The sequence below is a fragment of the Gilliamella sp. Pas-s27 genome, from assembly GCF_009795865.1.
Lineage (GTDB): Bacteria > Pseudomonadota > Gammaproteobacteria > Enterobacterales > Orbaceae > Gilliamella.
The window spans coordinates 1-8313 of record NZ_WTEW01000038.1 but is presented as its reverse complement, the minus strand read 5'-3'; the positions used below and the strand labels follow the sequence as shown (position 1 = coordinate 8313).

The following is an 8313-nucleotide window of genomic DNA, read 5'->3' as shown; positions in this document are numbered from 1 at the left end:
GTGGCTCTTATATCAAAATCAGCAGCGAAGGTATCGAACTGGGTACACAGGATAATATCTATCTTAAGTGTAATGTATTGCAGAAAATGGGGCCAGCAAATAAAACCAGAACCATTCAATTAAAATCAAGCGAACTGACTATTAAACGTTGTGCAGAAAAGGCTTAATAATGATTACTGAATTAAATAACAAAAATAACTTTAACAAATATCGCTATTTACTAGTAGATAATTTAGTGGCACTTAATTCAATAAGCCCATTATCTTACGATTCATTATTGAATCTGTTTGGTGAAGATAAACAATTTGGTGAAAAGAAACTCACTCAAGTATTACGCACCGATTTAGATTATGATCCAAGCATATGCCCAACACTGGTTAAACTTGCAGAACCAAATGAATTTTTAGACAGTCCGATCCTTGATGAAGTTGGTAAGCAAGCTAAAATCGAATGTTTTTGGTCAAAGCGCTATATTTGTGCTTATATTGTTAGTCACCTTAAACCGTCGATATTAGCAAAACACCTGATAACTATTGGTAATAATATCGCTAAAATATTGCATCAGCCTTATTATCCTTTTTTTGAACCGTTTCGTATGCAATTTTTACATGAAATTGCAACAAACGAAGACAACGCATGGTTAAAATCGCAATTTACTCAAATTGAAAACTATTATTATCCGTCAATTTATGCTGGCCAATTTATCCGCTTTATCGTCGATAATGAAGTCGAAACGCAAGATAGTTGGAGTATTCGTTACTGTCAGCGTTTAAAAAACTTCAGAATGATTCGAGCGCTTGTTAATGTATGGGCAAATAATCGAATGCAATTTGATGAGCAAAAAAGTTTACCACTCAATAATCAAGTTATTTTGCAATCAACGCAACTGGTTGAGCAAGCTTATCAATTAGGTTTAACTGAGGCTACCGATATCTTATTTTGGGGATTAAATGGCTTAAGATACCAAACTGCTTTTACTAAACATCCTAAAGTACTTGAGCAAATAGCTAAAGCACAAGAAGAACCGAGTACATTATCAAAACACGTTATTGACGCCAATATTAACCTTGAAAGCCAATCACTTTCTATTAACGAATAACAAATAAGACAAGCATTAAAGAGTGCAACATGAAAAAAACAGCAAATATTGCAATAGAAAATAAAGATGAAGCAGCGGGTTTTTGCCTTGCCTGTGAACGATTAGGATTACCAGTCTTTTTACTGCGTCAAGCCGTGATAAAAACAAAATTTAATAAAATTAAAAATGTTCCCAGCACTTATCAAGAACTGGCAGATTATACTAAAACCTTAGATTTAAAAAACCGTATGCCTGATGAAGCATTAGAATATTATGACTATGTGCTTCGTACCTTGCGTAACGGCTATGTTTATGTGATGCAACAACAAGGGGATGATATCAATAGCCGAATACTCCATGCGTATGAATGCATTAATGGCACACTACGTTTAAAAAGCTTCCATGAACTGACCAATACCCAGCCAAGACCAATATCAAAAGCATGTAAAGGTGCTTGTCACACTATTCCGGCATCGTTTATTCATCTTCAATTAGATTGTACTTATGCATGGGTGGCTTATTCTTCACAACCTTGGCCCCAAAAAACCATTGATAATTACCTAAAAGAAAAGGATAGCAATGTGTTATCGCGTTTTACCAAAATTGATATACCAAAACTCAAAGACTCACCGTCTAAAGCAACGGGTCAACGAGCCGTACCGTTTACGGATATTTTTGGTTATAGTCATAAAAATGATGATAGTGATAAAAGCAAAGTGTTAGAATTTCGTTTTGGTGACCAAGGTTTGAGTCATTTTAAATCTGCACATCCTTTTACTAGCTTAAAAAAACAAAAACAAAAGTTTGCAAATTACGCTAGTTCCATATTTCGGGAGGATAGACCAATATCCTGTGGTGTTGTGCTAGAAGACACCTTAGGTATCGCCGAAGAGCTTAACTCGCAACGGGTATCAGAGTTACATATTTTTTGCAGTGATACACCCAAAAAAGCCAAACCATTAGCACCTTTTGATGGTGACGAAGCCAAAGTCTATCAACAGCGTGGTGAACAGATGTATAACCGTGTTAATCCTACGTTAAAACGCCTGTTTAAGTATTATCATGCTGATATGTTTAAAAAGCGCACGATTTTACAGTTAATGGAGAATTATCGAACTTCAGTTGAAGATGCTTATGACACCGAAATTGCACGGTTACAAGAACACTATGAATACCTAAAAAATATCAAAGCTGCCTATGACTCGGGTGATGAATTTTTACGAAAAGTTGAATATGAGATTAAAGACACTGAGTCAGAAAAGGCAAAAAAAATTGAAAAAATAAACCAGAATATTAATCATGGTGAAGTTGAGAAATTTAAAGGTGAATTAGAAACCGAATTTAAAGAAATAACTCAATATTATAAAGAGTGGTCACAAGACTATTTTACCTATGTTCGTTGGTTATTTGGTGATGCGCAATTTGTCTCGAAATACAGCAAAATAAAACCGAATTCTTTTAATCAAAATCATTTTTGGCAGAAAGAGTTTGATTTTTCAAACGATACAAGTTCGCTCACTCATATAAAAGAAATTACCCAAATCCTGATTGATTCAACCCATGCAGAAGTGTGCTTTGAAGAAGATAGCGCACTATGGGACGAGCTATTAAGTAACCCTGCCAGTATTTTTTATGTGATAGAGCATAAAAATAACCAAGGGATTGATCTTGATGCACCAGCATTTATCGATTTAGACACAGATACTCTGGTAAAATGGCGTGATATTATCGAAAAATCAACGGGTTTTGCTTCCGCTTATAATACACATCAAGCGCAAAAGGCCGAAAAAACGCAAACAAATAAAGAAAAAGAACTGCAAAAGGAAAAAGAGCGTGTTGAGCAGGATATTGAAAAAAAACAAAAAGAAATTAATGCCAAACAAGAAGAGCTAAACAAAAATCGACAATATAATCCACAAGAGCATAGCAAGCTACAAAAAATAAGGGATCAAAAAATTAAAGAGCTCAAACAATTAAAAGAGTTTTTGGCATCGATTGACAGCAAACTTGCCGAAATGGCAAATACCCCTATGGTCAATGTAGGTAAAGATCGATACCTGCATCAACTCTCACTAAAAAAATACACTGCATTAAAAACCAATAAACAACACCAACCGATTAAACCACGTTTAAAACTGCTTGATACGCTCTCTTATTTGGGTGATTTGGGCGGGCATCCCGTTGAGTTTTCTATGCTAGTTAGGCAAGATAAAATTCGACAGGTTTACGCATTATTAACCCAATTACAAGGGAGTTTTTTCCGTGAAAACAGTTTAACTAATCAAGAAGTGGCGTTTTTAGAAAAATTTGATGTCACCGATCCAAAATATGAAGTCGGGTCAAAAAAACCAACGACCAAAAAGTTTAAATTTACGCTTTGCTTTCCTGATGAGGCAAGTAAATCGCTAGTTGTCAATTTTCTAAAAAATAAAGGGATATTTAACCCTTATGATTTTAAAAACTTTTTAATGGAAAAAATGGCGGATTATGTTTCATTAGTCAACCGTACTACCGTATTACAAGATAAAATTGACAAAGTCAATCAACAAAAATCCAGCAACGACGAAGCGATCAACGAATCGAACGAAAAGAAAAGGGAAGACAAAATCAAAGAGCGCGAGATAAACCGCGAAACCGAAGCAATGAATCAAAGCGAAATGGAAAAAGCAAAAATTGAGGAAAAGATATCAACTCATAAACAAGTAAAAATAACCCGTCAAAGTGCTAAAGCAGCTAAATTTGGTTATGGCGCTAATGCAATAACGGGCGTTATCACCATGATAAATATTTACGATAACCTAAAAGAGTGGAACACTGTTAAAGAAGGCGAAAGCCAAGATAATAAAATACGCCAATTAGCGATCGACTTAGGTTCGTTAGCATTATTAAGTACCGATAGCGTTGCTATATACCGTGACATAAAATTAAAAATGCAGTTAGTCAAAGCCATGCGATCGCGGGTTGCAACGACATTAGTACCCGAAATCGAAGCGAAACTGACATTAAACACCTTGATTTCTAAAACCGTAGCCAAAGCTTTTGCTGCCATAACTATTTTTGAAGCCTTAGGGGAGTTAAAAAGTGCGTTGGGAATGTGGAATATGGAGGATAAAAGTTATTTTATTGCTAGAGTTGGTGGAGCTGTATTATTGGGTGCTAGTGCTATATTTTTATTAGCCAGTTCAGGCTTTTTGATAGGGTTGGGTGTTGTATTATCATTATGGGGTTTATATTTAATTGCATATAGCAAAAAATACGATAATTTTACTCCTATCGATCACTGGTTAAACCGTTGTTATTTTGGAGTGCAAAAAGAGTTTGCTTTTTTGGGGTATGATGCCTATCACGAAGAGCAAAAGACATTTGTCGGTTTTGGTCATTCGGTAAATGATTATTTGGTTGCCTTGTCGGGCATTGAAACCTTTATTATCTTTAAAAAACCAAGTTTTTATAATGGAATGAAGTTATATCATCGTCACCTCTATTTTTATTTAACATACCCAAACTGCACTACCATTGCCCAAAAACCGTTACAGGCTTCGGTTAAATTAGTTGGTAAAAATGGACAAAGCGATGAGGATATGATTGAATCTCGCTTTAGTATTAGTTTAACAGGGGTAAATAAAGACTCAGAAGAGGCGCATTCCCCAATCCACCTAAACGAAGATAAAGACAAAGAAACCTTAAAAATTACAGAGTATGTCACCACCGATAAAAACGACTTTATCAAGCATTATGAAGCGAAAACCTTTAAAAATCTAACTCAAGGCAAAGCGGTATGGCAATCTAATTTTACCAATATTGAAAAATTTGAAGTGAAGAACCCCGATCCTAATCAGCCAGAGAGTGACCTAACGGTGATAACTTGGGTAGCGGGCACCTTTGCTTATGATCTAGTCAGTAGCTATCAAATCAATATTACCTCCAATGCACAAGATGATGATGAAATCCCACTCATCATAAATCGAAGCAACGACCAATTTCACGATGAATAAATAAAAGGAGAATAAAATGCCATCAAAATACCGCCCACAAATCTTTGGTTGGTTTGGGGATTTAGATAAAGGCCCTTATAGTGTGCCCCTGCATGATCATCGCTTAAGCTATGCCAATAATAACTACTGTGCCTTTATTCGTAAGGTTTCCTCAGATCAAATTTTTTATTTATGTATTTACATTATTGCTGTTATTCTTTTATTCATTGCAGTAGTTCTATTATCTATATTAACTTATTTATGTAACCCAATTTTAGAAACTAACATATTTTTAGTTGCCTTAAGTGGTGTTATTTTATGCTTTATTGCTATGTATCTTGTTATTCCAGAAATCTATCAGAATTTATTTTCCCATCGTGGTAGCCCCATTATATTTAACCGTAAAACGGGTAAAGTCTATGTTAACGAAAGTGACTTTTTTAACTTTAAAGTATTACGGCACCCTGCGGTATTTTTACAACCGAAAAAACGCCGAATAAAGGAGTATAACTGGGATGACTTGCATGGCGTTATTATTCATAATATGTCACGTAATGCCCTAACCTCGACCGTATTAATGGTGTGCCAACCGGGCACGCATCAAGTGATTGATCATATTATGTTAGATCCTGCCCGAGCTGGCGCAGGGAGTACATTTGTTTGGGGGTGGATCAATAGTTTTATGGTGTATTATAAATCTGCCAATATCGATGACGGTGAATATAAATCAGATCAAGAAGCGGAATTTAAAGCCCATAGGATTGACGGTCAAGGCTGGCCAGAATGGATGGTTGAAGCGTTTAATGCCACATCACAAGAAGAGCTTGCGGAAATTAAACAACGGCATCATGTAAAATAATAAAATTTAAGATAGGGAATAAAACAATGCCATCAAAATACCGCCCACAAATCTTTGGTTGGTTTGGTGATCTAGATAAAGGCCCTTATAGTGTGCCCCTGCATGATCGTCGCTTAAGCTATGCCAATAATAACTATTGTGCCTTTATTCGTCAGGATCTCAATGATCAGATTTTTTATGCTTGCATTTATTTTGTTGCTATTATTTTGGGAAGTATATTAATAGTCGGATCTTGTACATTTATTATGGATTATGATCATCCTGATAGCGGTAGCATGCTTTGTTTTATAGGAGTTGGTGGCTTTATTACCTGTTGTACCGCTTTATATCTATCCATTCCTGAATTTTACCAGAATGCTTTCTCCCGTCTTGGCAGCCCCATTATATTTAACCGTAAAACGGGTAAAGTCTATGTTAACGAAAGTTACTTTTTTAACTTTAAGGTATTACGGCACCCTGCGGTATTTTTACAACCGAAAAAACGCCGTATAAAAGAGTATGATTGGGATGATTTGCATGGTGTTGTTATTCATAATATGTCGCGTAATGCCTTAACCTCGACCGTGTTAATGGTGTGCCAACCGGGCACGCATCAAGTGATTGATCATATTATGTTAGATCCTATTCGAGCCGGCGCAGGGAGCACATTTGTTTGGGGGTGGATCAATAGTTTTATGGTGTATTATAAATCTGCCAATATCGATGACGGTGAATATAAATCAGATCAAGAAGCGGAATTTAAAGCCCATAGGATTGACGGTCAAGGCTGGCCAGAATGGATGGTTGAAGCGTTTAATGCCACATCACAAGAAGAGCTTGCGGAAATTAAACAACGGCATCATGTAAAATAATAAAATTTAAGATAGGGAATAAAACAATGCCATCAAAATACCGCCCACAAATCTTTGGTTGGTTTGGTGATCTAGATAAAGGCCCTTATAGTGTGCCCCTGCATGATCGTCGCTTAAGCTATGCCAATAATAACTACTGTGCCTTTATTCGTAAGGTTTCCTCAGATCAAATTTTTTATTTGTGTTTATCTATATCATTAATTTTAATGTTTATGGTATTAATCTTCTTTAGTTTTGGTTTTTTTTCAATATTACTAAAAAAATCTGAATGGAAGGTTTTCTTTATAGTATTAGTTGGCATGTTATTAGTTTCATTTGTTATCTATTCATATGCACTTCCAGAACTCTATCAAAATGCTTTTTCTTGGCGTGGCAGTCCCATTATATTTAACCGTAAAACGGGTAAAGTCTATGTTAACGAAAGTTACTTTTTTAACTTTAAAGTATTACGGCACCCTGCGGTATTTTTGCAACCGAAAAAACGCCGAATAAAGGAGTATAACTGGGATGACTTGCATGGCGTTATTATTCATAATATGTCACGTAATGCCCTAACTTCAACGGTATTAATGGTGTGCCAACCGGGCACGCATCAAGTGATTGATCATATTATGTTAGATCCTATTCGGGCAGGCGCAGGGAGTACATTTGTTTGGGGTTGGATCAATAGTTTTATGGTGTTTTATAAATCAGCCAATATCGATGACGGTGAATATAAATCAGATCAAGAAGTGGAATTTAAAGCCCATAGGATTGACGGTCAAGGCTGGCCAGAATGGATGGTTGAAGCGTTTAATGCCACATCACAAGAAGAGCTTGCGGAAATTAAACAACGGCATCATGTAAAATAATAAAATTTAAGATAGGGAATAAAACAATGCCATCAAAATACCGCCCACAAATCTTTGGTTGGTTTGGTGATCTAGATAAAGGCCCACGTTTAGTGCCCCTGCATGACGATCGCTTAAGCTATGCCAATAATAACTACTGTGCCTTTATTCGTCAGGATCACAATGATCAAATTTTTAATGCTTGTTGGTATATTATTGGTTTTATCTTTGGAACTGGCTCTATTTTTAGTTTTCTTTGGTTAATAACAGAATATGATAATCCTACAATTAAACTCTTTACTTTAATGATAATTATAGTTGGATTTATTGCAAGTTGTTTAGGTATGTATGTTCTAATTCCGGAACTCTATCTAAATTTGTTCTCGCGCCGTGGCAGCCCCATTATATTTAACCGTAAAACGGGTAAAGTCTATGTTAACGAAAGTTACTTTTTTAACTTTAAAGTATTACGGCACCCTGCGGTATTTTTACAACCGAAAAAACGCCGTATCAAAGAGTATGATTGGGATGACTTGCATGGCGTTATTATTCATAATATGTCACGTAATGCCCTAACTTCAACGGTATTAATGGTGTGCCAACCCGGCACGCATCAAGTGATTGATCATATTATGCTAGATCCTGCCCGAGCTGGCGCAGGGAGCACATTTGTTTGGGGTTGGATCAATAGTTTTATGTTTTTTTGTGATGTTGCCAATAT

General features: G+C 35.9%; 6 protein-coding genes. All 6 read left to right on the top strand.

From position 1 onward, the window contains the following. Positions 1 to 169 precede the first annotated feature (169 nt). Entirely contained in the window at positions 170 to 1099 is a 930-nt protein-coding gene (locus tag GQ589_RS10990) for a hypothetical protein (RefSeq protein ID WP_160411810.1), read from the top strand. Positions 1100 to 1128: 29 nt separating this feature from the next. After that, positions 1129 to 5073 carry a toxin VasX gene (locus tag GQ589_RS10985; RefSeq protein WP_160426170.1) on the top strand — a complete coding sequence of 1315 codons (3945 nt, stop codon included), beginning with the start codon at positions 1129 to 1131 and terminating at the stop codon, positions 5071 to 5073. 16 nt (positions 5074 to 5089) lie between these two features. After that, positions 5090 to 5911 carry a DUF6708 domain-containing protein gene (locus GQ589_RS10980; RefSeq protein ID WP_160426168.1) on the top strand — a complete coding sequence of 274 codons (822 nt, stop codon included), beginning with the start codon at positions 5090 to 5092 and terminating at the stop codon, positions 5909 to 5911. A 26-nt stretch (positions 5912 to 5937) separates the two neighbouring features. After that, complete coding sequence (locus GQ589_RS10975; RefSeq protein ID WP_160426166.1) at positions 5938 to 6762, top strand: DUF6708 domain-containing protein; 825 nt, start codon at positions 5938 to 5940, stop codon at positions 6760 to 6762. A 26-nt stretch (positions 6763 to 6788) separates the two neighbouring features. Continuing rightward, the gene (locus tag GQ589_RS10970; RefSeq protein ID WP_160426164.1) at positions 6789 to 7613 is read left to right on the top strand and encodes a DUF6708 domain-containing protein; all 825 of its coding nucleotides are present in this window, start codon (positions 6789 to 6791) and stop codon (positions 7611 to 7613) included. Positions 7614 to 7639: 26 nt separating this feature from the next. Continuing rightward, positions 7640 to 8313 (top strand): DUF6708 domain-containing protein (locus GQ589_RS10965; RefSeq protein ID WP_160426162.1); only part of this gene is annotated, 674 nt, incomplete at its 3' end.